At 46.5% G+C, this 22,487-nt stretch carries 15 protein-coding genes; 4 read left to right on the forward strand and 11 right to left on the reverse strand.

The features are described 5' to 3' along the window. Positions 1-38 precede the first annotated feature (38 nt). Positions 39-4,688, forward strand: coding sequence for a DUF3320 domain-containing protein (locus tag GO493_RS02620; protein WP_157304551.1), 4,650 nt, complete (start codon positions 39-41; stop codon positions 4,686-4,688). Here GO493_RS02620 and GO493_RS02625 read toward each other — a convergent pair whose 3' ends face one another. From GO493_RS02625 to GO493_RS02655, 7 genes are all read right to left on the reverse strand, one after another. Beyond that, positions 4,689-5,819: a vWA domain-containing protein gene (locus tag GO493_RS02625; protein WP_157304552.1), complete on the reverse strand. Its 1,131-nt coding sequence runs from the start codon at positions 5,817-5,819 to the stop codon at positions 4,689-4,691. A 2-nt stretch (positions 5,820-5,821) separates the two neighbouring features. After that, positions 5,822-8,080 carry a DUF5682 family protein gene (locus GO493_RS02630; RefSeq protein WP_157304553.1) on the reverse strand — a complete coding sequence of 753 codons (2,259 nt, stop codon included), beginning with the start codon at positions 8,078-8,080 and terminating at the stop codon, positions 5,822-5,824. A 10-nt stretch (positions 8,081-8,090) separates the two neighbouring features. Then, complete coding sequence (locus tag GO493_RS02635) at positions 8,091-9,167, reverse strand: ATP-binding protein (protein ID WP_157304554.1); 1,077 nt, start codon at positions 9,165-9,167, stop codon at positions 8,091-8,093. 36 nt (positions 9,168-9,203) lie between these two features. Then, complete coding sequence (locus GO493_RS02640) at positions 9,204-10,646, reverse strand: DUF5691 domain-containing protein (protein WP_157304555.1); 1,443 nt, start codon at positions 10,644-10,646, stop codon at positions 9,204-9,206. 12 nt (positions 10,647-10,658) lie between these two features. Continuing rightward, entirely contained in the window at positions 10,659-11,942 is a 1,284-nt protein-coding gene (locus GO493_RS02645; RefSeq protein ID WP_317165396.1) for an SWIM zinc finger family protein, read from the reverse strand. Between the two features lie 58 nt (positions 11,943-12,000). Then, positions 12,001-12,339 (reverse strand): hypothetical protein, encoded by a 339-nt coding sequence (locus GO493_RS02650; RefSeq protein ID WP_157304557.1) that lies wholly within the window; start codon positions 12,337-12,339, stop codon positions 12,001-12,003. Positions 12,340-12,430: 91 nt separating this feature from the next. Next, positions 12,431-13,723 carry an MFS transporter gene (locus tag GO493_RS02655; protein ID WP_157304558.1) on the reverse strand — a complete coding sequence of 431 codons (1,293 nt, stop codon included), beginning with the start codon at positions 13,721-13,723 and terminating at the stop codon, positions 12,431-12,433. A gap of 214 nt (positions 13,724-13,937) precedes the next feature. Here GO493_RS02655 and rpiA point away from each other — a divergent pair, with 214 nt between their 5' ends. Next, positions 13,938-14,612: a ribose-5-phosphate isomerase RpiA gene (gene rpiA / locus GO493_RS02660; protein ID WP_157304559.1), complete on the forward strand. Its 675-nt coding sequence runs from the start codon at positions 13,938-13,940 to the stop codon at positions 14,610-14,612. A 22-nt stretch (positions 14,613-14,634) separates the two neighbouring features. Beyond that, entirely contained in the window at positions 14,635-15,474 is an 840-nt protein-coding gene (locus GO493_RS02665; RefSeq protein ID WP_157304560.1) for a sulfurtransferase, read from the forward strand. A 2-nt stretch (positions 15,475-15,476) separates the two neighbouring features. Here the strand turns inward: GO493_RS02665 and GO493_RS02670 are convergent, their stop codons facing one another. The 4 genes from GO493_RS02670 to GO493_RS02685 all read right to left on the reverse strand — a co-directional run bounded on the left by GO493_RS02670 (position 15,477) and on the right by GO493_RS02685 (position 20,876). Beyond that, a complete protein-coding gene (locus GO493_RS02670) occupies positions 15,477-17,810 on the reverse strand; it encodes a PAS domain-containing hybrid sensor histidine kinase/response regulator (RefSeq protein ID WP_157304561.1) in 2,334 nt (777 codons plus the stop codon). A gap of 224 nt (positions 17,811-18,034) precedes the next feature. Next, positions 18,035-19,801 carry a DUF885 domain-containing protein gene (locus GO493_RS02675; RefSeq protein ID WP_157304562.1) on the reverse strand — a complete coding sequence of 589 codons (1,767 nt, stop codon included), beginning with the start codon at positions 19,799-19,801 and terminating at the stop codon, positions 18,035-18,037. Further along, entirely contained in the window at positions 19,798-19,998 is a 201-nt protein-coding gene (locus GO493_RS02680; RefSeq protein ID WP_157304563.1) for a hypothetical protein, read from the reverse strand. The genes GO493_RS02675 and GO493_RS02680 overlap by 4 nt, the downstream gene beginning before the upstream one ends. A 77-nt stretch (positions 19,999-20,075) precedes the next feature. After that, on the reverse strand, positions 20,076-20,876 hold the full coding sequence (locus GO493_RS02685) for a helix-turn-helix transcriptional regulator (RefSeq protein ID WP_157304564.1): 801 nt from the start codon (positions 20,874-20,876) through the stop codon (positions 20,076-20,078). Between the two features lie 243 nt (positions 20,877-21,119). On the opposite strand from GO493_RS02685, the gene GO493_RS02690 reads away from it, so the two are divergent. Continuing rightward, the gene (locus tag GO493_RS02690; RefSeq protein ID WP_157304565.1) at positions 21,120-22,256 is read left to right on the forward strand and encodes an acyltransferase family protein; all 1,137 of its coding nucleotides are present in this window, start codon (positions 21,120-21,122) and stop codon (positions 22,254-22,256) included. Positions 22,257-22,487 lie beyond the last annotated feature (231 nt).

Here is a 22,487-nt window from a genome sequence, read left to right on the forward strand (position 1 = left end):
TAAATTATCACTTTTTTTGTTGCTACAACAAGCTATACATGCAGGAATCAATCCTTACAAAACTGGAAGCCTCACGCAGGGAACTACTGGACCTGGGGCTGCGTAACCCTTTGCTGAACTACCGTTTACCTGTAAGTCGCGGGGTACATATTGAGCAGGAGAGCGTTACAAATGTATATGAAGTATTGGTAAAGCAGGCAAAGGCCATGACCTTTCTGCCAAAAGCTGAAACCAAAGAGAAAACAGAAACAGAAACAACAGAGCAACCCCTGCCTGAACCGGAAGAACCCGTATTTGATACCCGGCTTCAGACAACTGAAGCAGCCGCAGCTTTACAGAACAGGTTACTGAATACATATTACGCCGCACGCACCAGCCTGGAAGAACAAGGTATGAACATTCTTTTCTTAACACTCGGAATGTTGCGCTGGTACGAAAAAGATAATAGCAAAGAACCAAGACTTGCTCCCCTGGTATTAATACCGGTATCTCTTGAACGCTCCAGCGCAAGAGAAAAATTTCGTTTGCGCTATACCGGTAGTGAGGTGGAAATGAACCTCAGCCTGCAAACAAAAATAAAAACAGAATATGGCATCACATTGCCTGATCTGCCAGAGTCTGACGATATTCCTGTAGCGGCATATATACAGGACGTGGCAGATACTGTCCACGGCATGACAGGATGGGAAGTAATACCCGATGCAGTAGAACTTGGTTTTTTCTCCTTCGGAAAATTCATGTTGTATCATGACCTCGATACCGATCTCTGGCCGGAAGATGAACAACCAATCAATCATCCCATATTACAATCACTCTTCGGTGAAGGATTTAAAGAAGGCACACCCGCCGTTGCTGAAGATGCATTTATTGATACAGAAACAACAGCGCATGAACTCCACCAGGTAGTTGATGCAGATGGTTCCCAACTGCTGGCAATGCTTGCTGTACAGGAAGGACGCAACCTTGTAATACAAGGCCCTCCGGGTACAGGTAAATCACAGACCATCACCAACCTCATTGCAAACGCGATCGGTGAAGGGAAAAAAGTATTGTTCGTTGCAGAAAAAATGGCGGCGCTGGAAGTCGTGAAACGCAGGTTGGACAGTATACAGCTGGGCGACGCATGCCTGGAACTGCATAGCCACAAAGCAAATAAAAAAGAGCTGCACCAGGAACTGAGACGTACATTGGAACTGGGCAAACCCGCCATACTTCAGCTACAGCAGGAAGTCACATTACTGAACGACTATCGTAAAGAACTGAATGATTATGCTGTAACAGTAAACACACCGGTTGCAAAAAGTAATCTTACTCCGCAGCAGATAATGGGATATCTTTTACTGCTGAAAGAGAACTTTGCAGATACTGAATTACCAAGAATAGCATTACCGGATATTGATAACTGGGACGCTGCAAGAATGCAACGTGCCGAAGCAATGGCAGCAAGAATAGAAGCAAGACTGGGGGAAACAGGAATGCCGGCCGGCATGCTATTCTGGGGAGTAGGATTAACAGTACTGCTGCCTGCAGATGAAGAACGTTTATTGCCCCTCCTGCAAAAGGCTGCTGCCACTACTGTTACATTACAGCATGAAAGCACTATCATCGCCGGACAGGTTGGATTACCAATGCCATTGAACAGAAAGGGCAGCATGGACCTCTCTTTCTTTGTACAGCTGGCATCCATCCGCCCTGATATAAGCGGAGTTCAGCTCAGGCATTCTGCATGGCTGCAACAGAAAGAAGCCATCAAAGAATTACTGGAAACAGGAAAACGCCTGCGGCAGGTCCGCCAGGCCTACGACGCTGTACTGATCCCCGAAGCGTGGGACCAGCAGGTGCTCGAGATCCGTCAGAACCTGCTGGCATATGGAGATAAGTGGTATCGCTTCGTAATAGGGGAATTTAACAGAAGTAACCGTCAGCTCACAGCATTATACAAAACCGGTGCTCCTGACGATACTGCCGGAAAGCTTGCATGCATAGATGCAATCCTGGAAGCACGCCGCCTGGAAAAACAATTGCAGGAACAGGAAACCCTGGCAAAAGAACTGTTCATGCAACGCTGGCAGAAAGGACAGATAAACTGGGATGTACTGACTAACATTACCAGCTACATCACAAACGTTCACACACAGATCAGCATAGGATCATGTTCTCCTGTTATACTGGATTACCTCGAAAAGAATGAGCCCGTAGAAACTGCAAAACGTTACTACGATACACTGCTCACCGTATTACAGCAACAAGGCGCAGCTATAGAAGCTATAGTCACTGCATTGGCGCTGAAAGAACAACAACGCTTCAACGATATAACGCCATTACTGCAACGCCCATACGAAGAACAGATCCTGTTGATGAAGTCATGGTCTGAAAAACTGCCTGACATACATCAGGTCATTTCCTGGAATAACCTGGTAGCCACTGCCGCAGCAGAAGGCCTGCAGGTACTGACAGATGCATCCGCCAGGTGGCCGCAGGCTGCAAAAGCATTGAAGGCAGCATTGCAGAGAACATGGTATGAATATCTTTGGGAGAAAGCATTGATCAGGCATTCCTCTTTAAGAAAGTTTGAACGCTCCAGCCACGAATCGGCAGTAAAACAATTCGTGAAACTGGATACGCTGAATCTTCAGTATAACCGCGCACGCGCAGCATTGAAACATTGGGAAGGGGTGCCGCCGCTGGAAGCCGGCGGACAGGTAAATGTACTACGCACAGAATTCAACAAGAAGGCAAGGCATATGCCTATCCGCAAACTGATGCAGGCCGCGGGTCTGGCAATACAGGCCATCAAGCCTGTGTTTATGATGAGCCCCCTGTCCATCGCCAGTTTTTTACCTCCGGGTGCATTGCAGTTTGATCTTGTCATCTTTGACGAAGCCAGCCAGGTAAGACCTGTCGATGCTTTGGGCGCCATACTGAGAGGAAAGCAACTGGTAGTAGTGGGAGACAGTAAACAGTTACCACCCAGCAGTTTCTTTGATTCATTATTGAAAGAAGTAGACGATGAAGAAAATGTAACGGCAGATATGCCAAGCATATTAGGCATGTGTGATGCACAGGGTGCACCACAACGCATGTTGCGCTGGCACTACCGCAGCAGGCATGAATCTTTGATCACCATGTCCAACCATGAGTTCTATGAGAACAAACTGGTTATCTTCCCGAGCCCCGGAGCAGCACATCAGATGGGACTTGTATATCATCACCTGAAAGACGCCACGTACGATCGTGGTAAGACCCGCACCAATCAGCAGGAAGCAGCAATAATTACAGAAGCTATCATAGAACATGCACGCAAACATCCTGACATGAGCCTGGGTGTTGTTGCTTTCAGTACCGCACAGATGCAGGCCATTCAGCAGGCAGTGGAAAGTGCACGTAAAAAACTTCCTGATGTGGAAGCATTTTTTAAAGCGCATCCGCATGAACCATTCTTTATAAAGAACCTGGAGAATGTACAGGGAGATGAACGTGATGTTATCTTCATCAGTATTGGTTACGGCCGTACACCTGAAGGTGTTGTGAACCTGTCTTTCGGTCCGCTGAATAATGAAGGAGGGGAGAAGAGGCTGAACGTACTGATCACCCGCGCCAAACAGAGATGTGAAGTATTTACCAATCTCACAGCAGACGATATTGATCTGTCAAGAACAGATAGCGAAGGCGTAAGAGCATTGAAGAACTTCCTTTACTTCGCACAGCATGGTACATTGAAAACACTGAGCGGAGAAGGCTTACCGGCTAATATTCCTTTCGAGGAAATGGTGGCAGGCCATCTCACCGCTAAAGGATATATAGTAAAGAAACAGGTCGGCAGCAAAGGGTTTTATATTGACCTTGCCGTGGTCGATCCTGATACTCCCGGAAAATACGTCATGGGTATTATGTGCGATGGAGCATCTTATCATTCCGCACGCTCTGCAAAAGACAGAGACCGCCTGCGCCACCAGGTACTGGAAAACATGGGATGGAATATCTATCATGTGTGGAGTACAGACTGGTTCCGCCATCCTGTACGCGAACTGAACAGGTTGATAATGGCATTGGAAAACGCAAGAGGAAATGAGTATTATGTAAATGATATAGAGGAAGAAGACAGCAACTATGAAATGGTGAGAGAAGAAGAAGAGGATATCAATATTCCTTTGTACGAACAGGCAGTATTACCATCAGAGATAGCAACAAAAGACCTGCATGCACATCATGCTGATAAACTGAAGTCCTGGCTGGAAATGATAGTGGTGGTGGAAAGCCCTGTACATATTGAAGAAGTGACAAGAAGGATACTGGAGGCGGCAGGTGTGGCAAGAGCAGGCAACAGGATACGCGAAGTGTTGAAACAAACTATCACAAATGCAGAAGAAAGCGGAAGTATTATAGTAAAAGAAGAATTCCTGTGGAACGTGAATATGCAGGAGCCCTCTTTACGCAGCCGCGCTAACCTGCCTGCAACATCAAGAAAACTGGTGTACGTTGCGCCTGAAGAAATGTCAATGGTCATAAGGAAAGTGGTGGAAGATGCAGTAGCAATCACACATGCTGCTGCAGTACCAATGGTGGCTAAAACACTGGGCTTTGCAAGAGTAACGGAAGATATAAAAAATGATATCGCAACAGCTATACAACAAAGTATCTCTGGCGATATCATTTATGAAGATGGTGAGTGGCTGAAAGTAACATGATCATTTTTTCAACACAAGATCTTCTCTCGATGCCCAGTTGTTGATATCCTGTTTACTCAGTGCAGCAGCCATCAGGTCGGGAAACTTGTCAGGCGTGCATGCAAAAACAGGAATACCCAGGTTGGAAAGATACCTGGCATTATCATGATCATAGGAAGGTGCGCCATCATCGTTAAGCGCCAGCAGTACAATAACCTGTACTCCTGCAGCGGTAAGCTCTGCAGCACGCCTGCGCATACGTTCTTCATTACCTCCTTCAAAGAGGTCTGTAATAAGTACAAGCACAGTATCTGCAGGACGGGTAATGATCTGCTGGCAATAAGATAACGCTGCCTGTATATCAGTACCACCTCCTAACTGTACACCAAACAACAGGTCCACAGGGTCTGCCAGTTCCTCCGTAAGGTCTGCAACAGCAGTATCAAAAACAATCATCTTTGTTTTGATAGCAGGGATGGAAGCCATTACAGAACCAAAAATACCGGAGTAAACAACAGATGTACCCATTGATCCGCTCTGGTCAAGACAAAGCACCACATCTTTCAGAGAGTTGGTTTTACGTCCGTACCCAATACGTGTTTCAGGAATGATGGTCTTATATTCAGGTTGATAATGCTGCAGGTTCTTTAAGATAGTAGCATGCCAGTTTATCTCATTATGACGGGGCCTTCGGTTACGCACGCTGCGGTGTAAGCTGCCGGTAATAGCCTGTTGCGTGGGTTGAGACAATTTCTTCAGTAACTCGTCCACCACTCTTCTCACCACCTGCCTGGCCGTATCTTTTGTTTTATCCGGTATAGCATGCCGCAATGTTAATAACGTAGCAACCAAATGTACATCCGGCTCCACGTTCTCCAGCATTTCTTTCTCAAAGAGCATCTGTGTGATGTTCAGCCGCTGTATAGCATCCCGTTGCATCACCTGCACCACTGAAGCAGGAAAGAAGGTACGTATGTCTCCCAGCCAGCGGCTCACGTTGGGAGAGGAGGAGCCAAGACCTCCTTTCTTTTCACTGTCATAGAGAGCTTCCAGCGTTTTGTCCATCTGTAATTCCACACCACTCAGTGAATATCCTTTGCCATCTGCATCATTACCTCCCAGCACCAGTCTCCATTTATTAAGATTATCCATGATCAGATCTGTTTAATGCCCAGCATTTGCATTACTACGGGAATGCCTTTCTGCGCTCTTATAGAATCAAAGTCTGTATCAGATATAGCGTTGATGCCATTTGCTCCTGTTGTTCCGTTCTTTGCTTTTTCTCCCAGCTTCCTGCGCTCAGCTTTGCTGAAGCTGGAAAATGTACGGCGTAACAATGGCAGCAGCTGCTTAAAAGTATCTTCAGAAAGCTGCTGCATCCAGTTATATACAACAGCCCATAGATCGTTATCTACCAGCAGCAATGTTCCGCTGCCTTTCAGGAAACCTTCCAGCCATGCAGCTGCAGTAGCCGGTGGGCTCGAAGATGACATGGCAAAGCTGAACGCACGTACCAGCTCATCTCCCGAAATACGCCGGTGATCTGTTAGCAGGCGCGTAGCATAACCGCCTATTACAGGCGATGTACTGTCTGTCCCGGCTATCCGGAACAATGTATCCTGCCACTCCTCTGTAAGAGATGTATCCTGCAATATCAGTATGGCGTCGTTCATATTGTAGACAAGCTCCAGTAATTCTGTAGCAGCGTCTTCAGCAACAGCTACACAGGCAGAAGGCAGGCTGATACAAATACGTGTTATCATCCCCGTTATAATACCTTCTATCATTCCGGCATCTGTTCGTCTGACGTTGCCATAACGGCTTGTCTGCACCAGGCCGGGAATAACCGTCATCAGCTGCATCACATCGCCGGTAGCGGCGGCAAGGTTGTTGATCTGCCTTACCAGTACATCTATGGCCGTTCCCAGTTCAGCCGGAATAGCAGATTCCAGCAGGGTACATACTGCTTTAAGAGAAGTAGCGGTTAGTGCCTCCTGTTTTACATAACGGTTGGCCGCTTCTTCAACAGTATTGCCCAGGCTTCCCTTTTCTATGATATCTATAGATAGCTCAGGGTCCCATTGCAGCCGCCATTGCTCTTTGAAAGTACCTTTGCCGGTTACGCCGTAACGTTGTCCCCACTTAATGTCCAGCAGCTCCATACGGTGCAGCAGTATACTACGGTCCAGGTCTGTTTCTTTGCGCAGGTCCAGCACATAGTCTTTATAGTCTGCCGTTTGCGGAAGACGCAGTCTTTTCTGCTGTTTCTCAATGTCTGTTTGCAGCGGCGGACGGGGAATATCTGAAGGAACAGCCCCTATCTTATCACTTACTATCAGCTCATTGTTAATAAGCTGCATCATAATATCCTCACCATTGCAGAGCACACTGAGAGTGGCCTCATTCAGCTCTTCAAGACCAGGACGGGGCAGTTCCCGCAAAGCGGTAAGAGCTGTTGAAAGCCTTACGGCTTCCAGTACATGAGCTACTGAAATATCTTTCTGCTGCTCCCTGAAAAGCCGTGCTACGCGGGACATCCATCGGGTACCGTCATCTGTGGGGTAACGCCAGTTATGTTCATACCATCCGGGAGAATTGATACCGGCGCCATATCCGCTGTCAAAACTCAAACGGTTATACGTCCACGGTACCCAGGTAGTAGCTATTTTAACTTTGGAAAGGCCTTTCAGCAGATCATTATCATCTTTTGCTTTCGGCATGTGTGCCAACGCCGGAGCATGCCATGCACCACATACAACAGCTATTTCAGTATACATTTCTTTCTCTGCCTGACGGATTATCTTCCGCATATGTGCTTCACGAAGCTGCTCCTCACGGTCATACGGCAGGTCCAGTTCCGTACGCAGCGCATGTATACCTTCAATAATAGCTTCAAAGACCTGCTGCTGGTCCTGCCGGTATTCAAACATATGTTCCCACCAGGCCTCTTCGTCATGGAAGCCTGCCGCCGCAGCCAGGCAGGCCAGCGGATTGCGTTTTACGGCCCTGGCCTCCGGTGTAAAAGGAAGAGACATGCTGTTAATAACAGGAGGTTCTTCCTTTACTGTGGCAGAATGGGAGGGAGGTTCATTTTTCAGCTCAAACTTATGCACCGTAGGCAGGTCCATGAATTTCACAGGGATCTTATTGCGACGGGCATAAAGGATAGCCTGCCACTCCGGAGAAAATTCTGCGAAAGGGTAGAACACCGCTTTGTGCGGACTATCAGGCTGATAAGCCAGTATGGCAACCGGAGGGTTGAGATGTTCATGTCCAACCCATTCCAGGATGTTATCTGCTTCAGGCGGCCCTTCTACCAGGACAATGTCCGGTTTTATCTTTTCCAGGTATTCTTTCACATGCCTGGCAGAGCCGGGGCCATGATGACGTATACCCAGTACATGTATTGCCATAAAGATCAGTTTACAGGTCCCGGCATGCGCGGTAAATATCTTTCCAGTCTTCTCTTGGCTTAACAACCGTTTCCAGGTATTCCTGCCATACTATTTTATCCTGTACAGGATCTTTTAATACAGCGCCGATTATACCTGCGGCAAGATCATCCGCTTTCAGTTGGCCGTCGCCAAAGTAAGCAGCCATAGCCAGACCATTGTTTACAACAGAAATGGCTTCTGCAGTACTAAGAGTGCCGCTGGGTGTTTTTATCTTCGTTTTGCCATCAGTGGTTACTCCGTTACGCAGCTCACGGAAAATGGTAACAATACGGCGTATCTCTTCCAGCGCAGGTTTTTCTGCCGGCAGGTCCATTACTTTTTCATAGCTTTCCACACGGCGTTTCACAATGTCTATCTCTTCTTCCATGCTGTCAGGTACAGGTAGTATCACGGTATTAAAACGTCTCTTCAGTGCGCTGGAAAGATCATTCACTCCTTTGTCCCTGTTGTTGGCGGTAGCAATAACATTAAACCCTTTCTCCGCCATCACTTCGGTATTCAGTTCTGGCACAGGCAATGTTTTCTCAGAGAGAATAGTGATCAGTGTATCCTGAACGTCAGCGCCTATACGCGTTAGTTCTTCTATCCTGGCAAGTTTACCTGTTTTCATGGCGCGCATAACAGGAGTTTCCACCAGCGCATTTTCTGACGGCCCTTCTGCCAGCAGACGGGCATAGTTCCATCCATAGCGTATGGCTTCTTCTCCGGTACCGGCAGTGCCCTGCACAATAAGGGTAGAATCTCCGCTGATGGCGGCAGCCAGGTGCTCACTTACCCAGCTCTTTGCCGTACCGGGAAGGCCGTACAGCAGCAAAGCCCTGTCTGTAGTAAGTGTGGCCACTGCAATCTCCATCAGCCTGCGGTTACCAATATATTTGGGTTGTACTTCAAAGCCGTTCTTCAGCTTTCCTCCAACAAGGTAAGTAACAACAGCCTGTGGCGATAGCTCCCAGGAATACGGTCTTTTATCAGTATCATTCTTTTTCAGTTCTTCCAGTTCCTGGGCGAACAGCTGTTCTGCATGTTGACGTAAAATGTTGGACATTTTTAATCGGCTTAAAAAGGTGATGGATTTGGGTACTTACAGATTGAATGCATTTGTTATCTGCATCTTGCAGGATAACAGTTTACGAATATGATCAGATGTATTTCTCCATGTAGCCTGGTATGCCGGCTCTTCAGGGGCATATTTTTCCAGGTCTCCTGCAATAGATAACGGCAGTTGCAGGATATGCTTGTCAAAGAAATTGCGGGTATACTGGTATGGGTTTTTTGCTATCCATTTCAGTATAGCCCCGGTAATGTCTGCTCCCCATTGAGACGTGATAGTGGTCATCCGCTGTATCACATCCTGCGGCACTGTTTCAAAGAAACGAAGCAGGTAGGCCTCCTGTTCTTCTGCATTCAGCAGCTCTATTGCATCCGGAAAGAAGTGACTGTCCTTTTCCAGCAATAACTTCAGCCATGCCGTTTCCCTGAACCTGATAGCGGCCAGTACCAGCGCTGTAGCAAACTTGCCGGTAAATTTCTCAATGATGTCTTCCCGGGAAAGGGAAGTAAAATGAGATTCCCAGTAAGACACCGGTGTATAGCTGATAAGCTGATACAGTATAAAGGCCTCGTCGCTCATATTCTTTTCATTGCTGAGCGTGGCAATACCGGAATCTGTTATCGCTTTATCCAGCGGCAGAGAGAGAGAACCCCTTTCCTGTGAATATTCATCTGCAGGAATGACCTCCTGCAGAATACGCCGGTAAGACCGGACTATAGAAGAGGAAGGTATCAGCTTTAACAATGCCCACACTTCATCCTTTACCTTCTGGCTTTTTTCCTGCAGCAAAGATTCCAGCCAGGGCGCATCATCTGCACTAATGTTTATTTTCAGTACTTTCAGCAGGTCTGCTTTTACATTGGCAGTTTCCTGCGGCCACGTTTGTTGCAGCCACTCCCTCGCTACTCCCGCATCTTCCTGTCGTATCTCCTGTAGTACCTGCCGGCGTTCTTCAGGAGTACCTGTTTGCCAAAGCTCTTCATTACTGTTGGCAAGAGGGAACTGCCAGTAGCTGTTCATCCTGCCCAGCCACTGACCACGGTTGCCACAGGCGGCTACAGCAAGGTTGCGTATGCGTTTCTGCGCTACAGCAATATCCAGCAGGGTGGGAATACATTCAGGAACCGCTACCTGCTGCGCTTTATTGCAGCATTCCAGCCAGAAAGACACCAGGGGTAACAGGTCCATGTCCAGCGCATCCTGCAGCGCATATACAGCTGAAGTATTACAATATGGCCGTTCCTCCGGCAAACAGGGGGGTAGCGCCACACCTTCCTTATGAAGGGGCATCACGCCGCTTTGCCTGTAGTTAAACACCAGAGATGCCAGCTGCAGGAAATGTGTTTCCTGGTCCTGCTGTTTGTCAGCAAGTATGATATTGGCAGCGGGCAACAGGTCTGCCGGAAGGTCTCCCGGCAGGAGGGGCTTTTTGCCGGTGCCTAATAAGGCGGTTGTAATAATATTATTCCACATAAACAGTCCCTTCTATAATAACTTGTAAACATTACTGTGCCATACGCCAAGAGGCTCATATTCCTTCTCTTTTCCCAGTAAGGAAATGTCCAGGGCTTGTCCGCCGCTGAGCGACAATAACTTCCATATATTCCTGAACCCCTGTTTTACCGGCATCATTTGCTGGTACTGGTCTTTCAGCCACCATTGCATATTATGCTGAACAGGAGTGAGCTGTTGTACAATATACGGCCGCTCACTGCGCACCGGCATTTTCCCGGAAAGAACAGATTCTGTTTCCACCACTTCCTGCCAGCCCGTAAAACCGGAAGTAGCATGTAATTTTCCCGTAATGACAGGCTCCTTTATAATTGCCCGCAAAGGAACTTCAGAAGGGAAGAATACCAGCTCTGCCACAATGGAAGTACCGGGAGTAAGCAGTTGCTGCGGCTTCGACATGCCTCTTGCATGGAATTGCAATACCAGCGCTGTACGGTGGGATTGAAGACCATACAGCCAGTATTTTTCAGTAGTAAGATTATCTTCTTCGGTAGCTTGTTTGCTGAGTATGAGCCAGGTATCATTGATGCCTTTCTGCTGCCTGAGCGCTTCCTGGTTCTGCGTAAACCCGATCATGGTACGCAGCTCCTGCTGCATAAGAGAGGGGAGCTCCTGTTGATTGCGGTAGCCTTCAATGACCAGGTAGATACGTAACAGCTGGTCCATGAAAATATGCTGCCAGCCTTCGCTGTAGAAGTTGATCTCTCCCAGGCCGCGCACCATGCCGGCAAGACCGGAAGCCTGTGCGTCCACCATACGGCGGGCCATGTTCTCCCAGTAGGAAGATCCTTTTTCCGGCAGCTGGATAATGCCATTGCGCACAATATCCTTCATCCACAGCAGCAGCTCATCAATACCATCTTCTACTTTCTGTATACGCGCCTGTTGCCTTTTGGCCTGTGCAGCTTCATCCACAGGCTTTTCCTCCTTCTCTGTTTTTTGGATTTCTTTTTCAGAACGCTTCTGTATCCAGTCGCTCACCCACAACGGGAGTGTATTGTCTGTAAAGCTTTCCGGTTGCCGGGAATAAAGCAGCATCAATCCTATACCATGTTTGCATGGAAATTTACGGCTGGGGCAACTGCATTTAAAAGCAATATTTGTGAGGTCAACCTGGGTTTGATATGGCTTACTGCCGCTGCCCTGACACTCTCCCCAAAGGGCCAGCTCACTGGCGCCTTTGCTCACCCACTTCGTATCGCCGGACAATGCTTTGCCGGCTTTACGGGACGCTTCGTCCGGAGCCAATGTTAGCACTTGTTCTTCTGTTAGGCGCAAGGATAGACGTTTTTAATAAGATAAAGGATGCTGCTCTTTATGGAAGCAGCACTTTAAAGATCCTCGAATACAGCATTCCAAGGTAAATAAGCAGTATTAACGTATTAAACACAAGCAGCCAGTTAACGTCTGGCATCCGGTATTTTGTTTTCAGGCAGATAATAGTCAGGGTAAGGAAGCCTAAAAACAGGATGGCTGGGGCTATCAATGTCCATTTGCTGGGTATGATAAGATGCGCACCGGCTATCCGCTGGTCCCATTCCTGGTTGCCTGCTATAAACGGCAGCAGGCCAAAAAAGAGTATGATAATAAATATCCTGATCGCTGTCTTGGCCGCAATTTTACTGATCTTTTGATTCCTGGTTTCCTGTTGCATAGTCAAAGTAGAGTTTTAAAATCGTCAGGGTGCTAAGTTCGGGATTAATACTTTATTTGCCATAGCCGGATTTTGGTATATATAACAGAGTCTATTGCTCTTTATCCATCCAGGAAGTGCGCTTTGTATCACGCACAACAGTATAGACGATCAGGGAAATAAATATACAACCGGTAATATACCAGTAATATAAGGATTCATGCCCGCTTTTCTTAAAATAGAACGCTATATATTCTGCCGTACCGCCAAAGAGAGCAACGGTAAGGGCATAAGGTAACCCCACGCCCAGCGCGCGTATCTCTGAGGGGAACAGCTCAGCTTTAACAACAGCATTGATAGAAGTATAACCGCTTACTATGATAAGCGCGGCCAGTATCAGGAAAAAGGCAGTCCATTCGGAAGAGGTATGGCTGATGGCAGTAAGGATGGGAACGGTGAACAGAGTGCCCAGTATACCAAAGCCCAGCAACAGCGGCTTACGGCCTATTTTGTCGCTCAGCATGCCCCATAACGGCTGTATACACGCATAGATCAGCATCAGCCAGAAGGTCAGCTCAGTAGATCGTTCCTTGCTCAGATGTACGGTGTTAACAAGGAACTTCTGCATATAGGTAGTATAGGTATAAAATGCAAGCGTACCACCCATGGTAAGGCCCACTACAGTAAGCACAGCCCGGGGATGTTCTTTGAGCAGCACAGGCAGAGACCCGCGTTTGCGGTTATCTTTTTCTGCCGGCGCAGTTTCCTGCATATGCCGGCGAATAATAAGCGCAAAAACAGAAAGGGCTGCTCCTATAAAAAAGGGAATACGCCATCCCCATTCATGCAATTGTTCTGAAGTGAGAAATACCTTTTGCAGCAACATTTGTATACCCAGGGCAATAAGCTGTCCGCCAATCAGGGTCACATACTGGAAACTGGAATAAAAGCCTCGCCGCTCACTGGTCGCAATTTCGCTCAGATAAGTAGCGGAAGTCCCGTATTCCCCGCCCACGCTCAGCCCCTGCAGTAAACGGGCAACAAGCAGGATTATGGGAGAAAGCAGCCCGGCCATTTTGTATGTGGGGGCAATGGCAATGAGCATACTGCCCAGCGACATCAGCAATACAGACAACGTCATAGCCGTTCTGCGGCCGGTACGGTCGGCAATACGGCCAAACAACCATCCTCCTACTGGCCGCATCAGGAAACCCACGGCAAAGATGGCTGCCGTGTCCAGCAACTGCGCTGTAGGGTCGCTGTTGGGAAAGAACGCAGGGGCAAAATAAATAGCGAAAGCAGCATAGGCGTACCAGTCATACCATTCAACCAGGTTGCCTATAGATCCGGTAAAGATTGCTTTAATACGTTGTGCAGTAGTGGTAGTGGTCTCGTAATGTATCATTCAAATCTCCTTTATTCAAAATAATCCAGCCGCGCACAGCGCAAAAAATCGCTCTCAAAAAATAGGTTTGCCAAAGGCGAAACCCATTTTTGAACAGTTTCTCAGGTTGTACATCAAATAGAATTGAAACTGATGCACTACCCGTATTTTCAAAAATAATACAATCGGGGCAATAGTATTATATTGCAATAGTTACATAACTAACAGGATAATCATGGACACGATCACTCAAGCAAAAAAAGCAGCCGGTGAAAAAGCGGCGTCATTGGTACAGCCGGGAATGCTGGTAGGGCTTGGCACCGGCTCAACCGCATACTGGGCAATAGAACGGCTTGGTGCTATGGTGAAGGAAGGATTGCATATACAGGCAGTAGCTACCTCTGTTGCCTCAGAAAAACAGGCGCGGGAACTGGGCATACCCATCACATCTTTCAGCGAAATTCAGCAACTGGATATAGACATCGATGGTGCAGACGAGATCAGCGAAGACTTTCAGCTTATCAAAGGCGGCGGCGGATCATTGCTGCGTGAAAAGATCGTAGCGCTGGCCAGCAGGCGCCGGGTCATAGTGGCAGATGAACGGAAGTATGTAAAAACACTGGGTAAATTTCCCCTGCCGCTGGAAATAGTTCCTTTTGGATGGGAACTGGTATTTAAAACATTACAATCCCTCAAAGGTGTTCCCACACTCCGCACCAGGGAAGACAAACCCTACATTACAGACAACAGCAATTACATAATAGACTGTGCCTTCGGTACCATACAGAACCCTGAACAACTGCATCAGCAGCTGAAAGCTATTCCGGGTATCGTCGAAACAGGGCTGTTCATCAATCTTAAACCAACCGTCATCATTGCATATGAGAACGGAGATGTGAAAGTGGTTTAACAAATCTAAGAACAACATAGTTATGAGCTATACAACCTTTATTAAACCTGCAGAAGCGCACGCGCTTTCAGGAGATGTACTTTTCATTGACTGCAGCTTTGCACTGGCAGATAAAGAATGGGGAAAGAATGAGTACGCACAGGCACACATTCCCGGCGCACTGTACGCAGATCTTGATAAAGACCTTTCCGGTAAAATAATAGCAGGAGAAACAGGCCGTCATCCCTTACCACAGAAACAGGACCTGGTGGCAACATTCACATCATGGGGAATTACAGCTTCCACACAGGTAGTTGCTTACGATGCAGCAGCCGGGTTTATGGCAGCAGCAAGATTATGGTGGCTGCTCAAATGGGCCGGCCATGATAAAGTTGCCGTACTGGAAGGAGGGAAGAAAGCATGGACAACAGCCGGGTATCCGCTGGATAATAAAATTGTAACCCCTGCCGCCAAACCCTTTACAGCACAATTCAGGGACGAATTGCTGGCAGATGCAGAAGACGTGCTGGCGTCAATGAAAGAAGGGAATAGCTGTGTGATAGATTCCCGGACGGCAGACCGCTACGCCGGGCAGAACGAAACAATAGATCCTGTAGCAGGACATATTCCACAGGCATTATCCAGGCCATTCAACGCAAATATTGCGGCAGATGGAACAGTAGCTGCTCCGGATGCAGTTAAACAATATTTTGCGAAAGATTTCGAAAAAGGAAATGTAATATTCTATTGCGGCTCCGGAGTAACTGCAGCATTCAACGTCCTGCTGGCAGAATATGCCGGCTATCCTTTACCAAAATTATATGCAGGCTCATGGAGTGAATGGATCACAGATAAAAACAGACCGGTAGCAGTAGGAGAGTAGAGCTATACTCCTATGTCCATCTTCTTGATCTGCGCTATCTTCAGCAATGTAGAAAGCATTTCACGGGGAAAGAACGGTTTGTTCAGTATATCGAATATACCCATCCGGGCAAACTTTCTGCGCACCTCAGGCATAATGTCTGCCGTGAAAATGACGATGTGTATCTCGGAATACTGATTCCGTATGATCTGTGATAAGGTATAACCATCCATTTCAGGCATATGCAGGTCCACGAAAGCAACATCATAGGTATTTTCCTTTAAGAGCTCAAGAGCATCTTCCCCGCATTGGGCGCAGTCAGGAAGTATACCAAAATACTCCAGTTGTTTCTCAGCCACCATGATGTTGATAGGATTATCCTCCACAAATAACAACCGTATCCCTTTGAACTTTTTGATATAAGGAGATAGTTCCGTGATCTGAACTCGCTTGGGCGGTTTGTTCTTTTTGGTTGGCAGATCAAACACCAGGTCAAAATGAAACTCCGTTCCTACACCAGGAGTACTGTCAATATATATATGACTGTTGTGCAGTGTTATCAGCTTCTGCGTGATGGTCAGCCCAAGACCGGTGCCAGCCTGCTTTCTGACGGCAGACTGCTGTACCTGCCTGAAACTTTCAAAGACCGTTTCATGATGCTCTTTAGGAATGCCAATGCCCGTATCTTTTATTGAAAAATGAACAGTGGTCTTGTCTTTCAGCCGGGATACCTGTTGCAGCGATATTGTCACCGTTCCTTTCTCCGTATATTTTATAGCATTGCTCACCAGGTTGTTCAGTATCTGTCCCAGCCTTATAGGATCAGCAATGATCCTCCTGGGTATCTCCTTATCTATCTGGCTTATCAGCTCAAGTCCTTTGGCCGATGCAAGAGATTTGAATTGATTCTGAATATTCTTCACCAGGTCAGACAGGCTTACTTCTGCATGTGTAAGATCAAGCTTGTCCTGTTCCATCTTATTGAGATCAAGAATATCGTTGATCAGCTGCAATAAATGATCTGCAGAAAAGAGAAGATTGCTGATATACTCTTCCTGGTCCGGCATATAATTTAACTTCAGCAGGTTGGCTATCCCGATAATGCCGTTCAGAGGCGTCCTGATCTCATGGCTCATAATAGATAAAAAGTCTGACTTAGCCCTTGCCGCATCTTCGGCAATATTCTTTGCCATTATCAGTTCCAGCTCGTCCTCCTTTCTTTTGGTAATATCCATCAGCGCACCTCTTATCATCACCACTTCTTCATCCTTGATAACGGGAACGCCTATCACACGTATCCATTTTCTTACCTGCTTTGCGGTAATGATCCTCAGTTCAATATCATAAGCTTTCCGTTGACTGATAGCTGCCTCACGGAAGCTGTTTATGATGGGCCGGTATTCTTCTTCATAAAAAGAAAGCATGCTGTCAAAAGAAGGAACAAAATCAGGCGCTACATCATAGATCAGGTAGGTATGCCGTGTCCAGAAAACTTCCCCTGTGTGTAAATTGAGCTCCCATCCCCCCGTCTGACTTAATTCCTGGCTTACGTCCAGCAGCTGGTTGGCAAGTTCCAGCCTGCTTTTGATATCCTGTAAGGACGATTCAGCCATGCGGGAAGCAGTAATGTCCTGTATGCTCAGCACCATGATATAGTCTGCAGGATCAGGCGCTTTGATAACCGGTTTAATCCTGGCCCTAAACCATTGGTTCCTGCTTTCTTCAAAATGTTTGTAAACAATTTCCCGTACTTCTCCGGTCTTAACCACTTCTGCAACAACATTGCTGAATGCGGTGGCCTGTGGGCCTATCACGTCCTGTATCTTTTTCCCCAGGAATGTTTCCCTTGGCATGTATAGCAGGCTATCATCGTATACCCACACATTCCTGAAGGTCTGGTTACCATCTATTTCAAATACAATATCTTCCAGGGAAGTGATCAGGGCCTGTAAGTGCTTGGTAAGCTCTGTCTGCCGGCCTTCTGCATTCTTCTCTTCAGTAGTATCCTGTACATAACCTGTAATGTAGCTATTATGACCGGAGCCGTCTGTAACACGGATTGCATCCACCCTGAAATAGCGCAGTCCTTTCTGTGGATGTACTATCCTGTAGTTTAAAACAAAGGGATATTCTGATTTTTGTATAGTAGTGATGATTTCAGGAAGATCTTCCTCCAGTACTATTTTCTGCCATCCTTTTCCCTGGGATGCCGCGAAAGAAAGACCAGATATTTTTTCCCATTCTTTATTTACAAAAAAGCAGTTTCCCTCCATATCTGACAGGAAGGCGCCTATTGGGGCAAATGACAATGCTTGTTGCAAATGCGTATCCTCTCCACTGTGTAAAGACCTGTTCATGGGAAAGGTTTAGGTTATGGTTAAATGATTAGTTAGTTCTTTTAGGGAATCGGTTATTGTCTTTTACAATTTAACATTTTTTCCCCTGCCCTCAACGCATATTATATTATATAATGTTTTTCTGTCCCGTCCTCTCAAAAATCTCTTTTAAAGCTGCGCGCAGCGCCCTCTTAAAAAAAGGGTTTGCCGTCGGCAAACCCTTTTTTTAAGCAACAGATCCGCTACTACTGCCTACCCACCCATTCGTCCATATACTGTTCCAGTACGCTCAATGGCATATCTCCCTGCCCCAGCAATGCGTCATGGAATTTGATAATATTGAACCTGGCCCCCAGTTTCTTCCTGCATTTTTCGCGCAGCCTGAGTATTTCCAGCTCACCTGTTTTATAGGTGAGCGCCTGTCCTGGCAATGCCATATATCGTTCTACAGAGTTAATGGCTTCTTCCTCGCTGATAGACTCATGGGTCAGCATATAGGAAATAGCGTCTTCCCGGGTCATTTTGCCGGTATGGATGCCTACGTCCAGTACCAGGCGGATGGCCCTGTGTATCTCATTGTTCAGGGCGCCCATCTGCTGAGGCATATCATTGTAACATCCCAGTTCCTTACCGAGAGATTCACAGTACAGCGCCCATCCTTCTGTGAAAGCGCTGAAACTGATCTGCCGCCTGAAAGATGGCAGCGATGTATTTTCCTGCTGCAGGGAAATCTGGTAGTGATGTCCGGGAATAGCTTCATGTATGAAAGTAGCCTCCATACCCAGGAATGTCTCATTGATCCTCGTAGCGTCGGGAATAGGTACATAGAAAATACCGGGGCGGGTGCCGTCAACAGATCCGACTATATAGGAAGGACCATTCTGTGATGCTTCCCTGAAGGCCTCCACTCTTCTGATCTCAAATTTTGTTTTTGGGGTAACACTGAACATTGTATGCAGAGTGGGCTTTATCTTGTCATAGATCTGCTGGTAAGCCTGCAATACCTGCTCCGGCGTTTTAAACGGCATGAACTGCCGGTCAGTTCTGAGAAAAGTAAGGAACTCCTGCAGGGTACCGTTAAAACCGCTCCGCCTTTTCTGTTCCTCCATAGCTGCGCTGATACGGGCAACCTCCCTGAGGCCGGTCTCATAGATCTCCTGCGGACTGAGGCCTGTTGTTGTGAAATACCGTACATAATACCTGTATAGTTCCGCACCTCCGGGCACGCCGGAAAGTCCTGCAGAATCGGTAGCATGTGGCAGATAATCGTTCTTCAGGTAATTTGCAAGACGCTGGTACGCCGGCAATAGTTGTTGATTTAAAGATTGCAGGAAGGACTGTTTTACCTTCTCCCGCTCTGCAGCAGGCATAGCAGGCGGGAGGTTATTCAGCGGCTGGAACAGGATATTTTTAACCGTATCTTTTTCCGCCAGGGCCTCCATTTGCGGGATCATTTTCACCACCAGCGCCTTCGGCAATACAATGCCCAGCGATACGCCCTTTTTCATGTTGCCGATAGCGGTATCTGCCCATTCTGAAAATGCGGAAATCCGCCTCATCCAGTTTTCGTAATCCCTCAGGTTTTGGAATGGCTGTGCTGATTTTCCCGAGCCAAGCTGGCCTATCAGCAGTGGGAGAGAAGCGAACTGGTTAATGGGCAGATATTCCGCATGGTATTTCATCCTTTCAAGGTCCATTTCGAGTATCTCTTTCAATACATCGAATGAAATTCTGTCTGCAGTATTTAAGGCATTCCTGTTATACCCGGACAACAGGTGCAGGTATTTTTTATCAAACGCAGATTTTTGTTGGGTATAAGCGATGGTGCCATCATTCGGAAGCAGGTCATCATAGCGGTGATCGCCTGCAAAAGTTGCATTGAGCGGCTCCAGTTGCTGGCTTTCCCTGTAATATTTTTCAAAAAGCTGATGCAGTTGCTGATTGCGCCCCTGGCTGTAAGCTGTGCAGCATATGAATAACAGGCTGCAGAATATCAAAGAAATGTGTCTCATAAAATGTTATTGCGTTCCCCTGCTATCCAGTACCAGGCTCCCGGAGTCTGAAAGGTCTCGAAAAGAGCATTCAGCTCAGGATCTGAAAAGGCTGTTCCGGGAACGTTGGCCTGGAAGGAAATGAGCGTCTGGCGGATAATAGCTGCAAGAGGAGCATTATCCCGTTGCTGTATTGTTCTTAAAACGGCTGATGGCATGTCTTACCCTTGTTGTTACAAAGGTAAAAGCCTGTTTCCCGGCAAAATTGTATGGTATTAGCGTAGAAGAGGGGGCCTCAGATCTTTTTATACTGTTTGGGAAGTATACCGGTAAGCTGCTGAAATGTCCGGGTAAAATGCGCCTGATCTGTAAATCCGCATTTATAAGCAATTTCTGTTAAAGAGAACTTGTTGGAGCGGATCAGTACAAGCGCTCTTTCAATTTTGATCTTTCTCAGGTATTCCCCCAATGTACAGGAAAAATACCGGCTGAAATATTTTGACAGGGTAACCGGGTGAATACCAACATGAGCAGCGAGGTCTGCGAGAGAAAGAGGTTCATCCCAGAGATCATTCAGCACAGTGATGATCTGCCGGGTCCATTCAGGATAATGTCTTTCTATATTCGGGTTGGAATCTATCAGGTTGATACACAATTGTTCTAAAGAGATGCTGCTGCATTCATCGTTATAATAATGTTCCCTCAGCAACCGTACCAATCCGCCGGCATTGATAACTGCATTGCCTTCATACATCAGCGATTCCGGCGGAATAGCCAGGTTGTATGTATTAAAGAAATTCTCTTCTATCTCAAGATTGAATATGCGGGTCCCGGGGCGGTAATGCACATTCTGATGCACAACTCCCGGGTAATAATACAACCCTGTTCCTGCCATTTGCTGCTCTGCCTTCTTCTCTCTTATCTCCTGGCTGCCTCCGGAAAGGATGTGCGAAAAATGAGGATTTTCATGGCAATGCCAGTCAGATGTAAGATTCTCAGGGAAGATGGTTTCACTGGTCGTGATATGTCCAATGTTATGTTCCTTCACTTTCGATCCCACGTAACAGCCTTTGGAAAGCACAACAGGATTGTTCATGACAATGGCTTTTAAAGTTGGAATATAACCAAAGGTAGGGGTTATAATAATAAGAATAATACCGGCCACCCCTAACACATAGAATAAAAAAATAATATTTTTGTATAAACATGAAAAAAATTTATACATTGTATCGGATTGGAGGAGTGTGTCAGTTTGACCCGGCAGGTCAGATGATAGCCTAAAACGGATACACCGCCCCGATCCGACGGTTTTTTAAGAACATATAAATATCCCTATACCTTGTCAAACATCAGAGCTGCTTCAATGGACCGCATCCGGAGCCTGGATGGGCTTCGTGCTATTTCCATTTTGATGGTTTTACTGGCGCATGCCAGATCAACAATGCCTGCACAGTTGGGCGATAGTAAGGCAATGCTTTTCCTGGCAGATTCCTACCTTGGCGTAAAGATCTTCTTTGTGATCAGTGGTTATCTGATAACCAGGTTATTGATCAGGGAAAGGGCCCAGACCGGAAGTATTGATATCAAACATTTTTATATCAGGAGGGCATTCAGGATATTCCCCATATTTTATCTCTATATTATTTCAGTCCTTGTCATAAAGTTATTTTTTGTCTCTGCCATTTTTGTTGATTATACAAAGCTTGGATTAGCCTCTGTATATCTCTGGAATTATCAGCATCTGTTTACCTCTGTACCAGATCCTAACGGAGGATGGTTCTTCGGGCATTTCTGGTCTTTGTCAATGGAAGAACAATTTTACCTGTTATGGCCAATTATGTTCCTGAAAATACCGAAAGAAAAACTGGTGAAGGTAGTAGCGGGAATCATTGTGCTCATGCCTGCAATCAGGGTGGCAACTTACTTTTTAATGCCGGGCAGCAGGGGACAGATAGCCATGATGTTACAGACAGGCGGAGATTCTATTCTGATAGGATGTCTTGGTGCGTTATTGGAAAGTAATATCTCCCTGAGAGAAAAGTATGAACCATACCTCAGGAATAATTATATCCTGGCAGGTGTTTTAGCCTTTGTACTGGTCATCAACAAACTGCTGTTATTCAGGTTTCCCGGCGCATACGATATGATAATAGGTAAAAGCCTGCTGAATATCGGGATCATGTATTTAATATTCTGGTCAGTGTATGTACCATCTAAATTTGCCGGTATCTTAAACATGAAAGGCGTGGTATTTATTGGTGTGCTCTCGTATTCTTTATATATCTGGCAGCAATTATTTTTGCACAGCAATTTTAATTCCTGGGTCAATCAGTTCCCTCAGAACCTGGGAATTGTTTTCCTGGTAGGATATATTTCTTATCAATTTATAGAAAAGCCTATCTTAGGGCTGAAGAGTAGATTTGGTAAAGGGAAGATCAAACCTTTAAGAGAAGAAGAAATAAAGATCGCTGTGTAAAAGCAGTGGTCATCTGAAAAATAAACGGAACTATTTGTAATGCAGGGGAGCTGGTAGCTCTGCCTGCATTTTGGTTGGAAACACATGCTGTGAGATTTTGTTTTAAGACCCGTTTTTCTGCTATTCACAGATAGCTTCTGGAATTACTGTAGCGAAGATCATACTGTTTGCAATATTGCCGGTATGGTTAATGTAACCTATGTCTTATTTAGTCGTTTAACCTATTCGTCA

It is taken from the genome of Chitinophaga tropicalis, assembly GCF_009758205.1.
GTDB lineage: Bacteria > Bacteroidota > Bacteroidia > Chitinophagales > Chitinophagaceae > Chitinophaga > Chitinophaga tropicalis.

Bases quoted from the DNA above. Each gene is read 5' to 3' on its own strand.
- GO493_RS02620 (WP_157304551.1), top strand. From the start codon at position 39: ATGCAGGAATCAATCCTTACAAAACTGGAAGCCTCACGCAGGGAACTA.
- GO493_RS02625 (WP_157304552.1), bottom strand. From the start codon at position 5,819: ATGGATAATCTTAATAAATGGAGACTGGTGCTGGGAGGTAATGATGCA.
- GO493_RS02630 (WP_157304553.1), bottom strand. From the start codon at position 8,080: ATGGCAATACATGTACTGGGTATACGTCATCATGGCCCCGGCTCTGCC.
- GO493_RS02635 (WP_157304554.1), bottom strand. From the start codon at position 9,167: ATGTCCAACATTTTACGTCAACATGCAGAACAGCTGTTCGCCCAGGAA.
- GO493_RS02640 (WP_157304555.1), bottom strand. From the start codon at position 10,646: ATGTGGAATAATATTATTACAACCGCCTTATTAGGCACCGGCAAAAAG.
- GO493_RS02650 (WP_157304557.1), bottom strand. From the start codon at position 12,339: ATGCAACAGGAAACCAGGAATCAAAAGATCAGTAAAATTGCGGCCAAG.
- GO493_RS02655 (WP_157304558.1), bottom strand. From the start codon at position 13,723: ATGATACATTACGAGACCACTACCACTACTGCACAACGTATTAAAGCA.
- rpiA (WP_157304559.1), top strand. From the start codon at position 13,938: ATGGACACGATCACTCAAGCAAAAAAAGCAGCCGGTGAAAAAGCGGCG.
- GO493_RS02665 (WP_157304560.1), top strand. From the start codon at position 14,635: ATGAGCTATACAACCTTTATTAAACCTGCAGAAGCGCACGCGCTTTCA.
- GO493_RS02670 (WP_157304561.1), bottom strand. From the start codon at position 17,810: ATGAACAGGTCTTTACACAGTGGAGAGGATACGCATTTGCAACAAGCA.
- GO493_RS02675 (WP_157304562.1), bottom strand. From the start codon at position 19,801: ATGAGACACATTTCTTTGATATTCTGCAGCCTGTTATTCATATGCTGC.
- GO493_RS02680 (WP_157304563.1), bottom strand. From the start codon at position 19,998: ATGCCATCAGCCGTTTTAAGAACAATACAGCAACGGGATAATGCTCCT.
- GO493_RS02685 (WP_157304564.1), bottom strand. From the start codon at position 20,876: ATGAACAATCCTGTTGTGCTTTCCAAAGGCTGTTACGTGGGATCGAAA.